General features: G+C 57.6%; 1 protein-coding gene. It reads right to left on the bottom strand.

The window, feature by feature from the left end; genetic code table 11:
• Nucleotides 1–349 (bottom strand): IS110 family transposase (locus ACT3T6_RS17735; RefSeq protein ID WP_444615293.1); only part of this gene is annotated, 349 nt, incomplete at both ends.

The raw sequence follows: 349 nt of genomic DNA, 5'->3' as shown, positions 1-349 counted from the left end.
CGTCCGCTGACTGATGAGTTCTTCCCGGATTCGGTGGGTAGCCTGAGCATCCTGTTGCTCAACCGATTTTATCGCCACGAAGCGCATCGTGGGTCGGCCGAGGGCTTCACAAATCGCTTCAGCATCGGCCCGGTCATTTTTATTCGTCTTGACGTACGGTTTTACGAACTGGGCAGCCACCAGTTTGACCTGGTAGCCACGCGCCTGGAGCTGACGTGCCCAGTAATGCGCTGTGGCACATGCTTCCATGCCAATGATCGCGCCCTGGGGAACACGGCGACAAACCGCATCGAGCCACTTGGCACGGGTGTATTTGCCTCGCCACTGAGGTTGCTCATGTCGGTCAACA

The sequence above is a fragment of the Halomonas sp. 72 genome, assembly GCF_052379785.1.
GTDB classification, from domain to species: domain Bacteria; phylum Pseudomonadota; class Gammaproteobacteria; order Pseudomonadales; family Halomonadaceae; genus Vreelandella; species Vreelandella citrativorans.
Note: the sequence above shows the minus strand (reverse complement) of the source record. Positions and strands in the feature narration are given on the sequence as shown.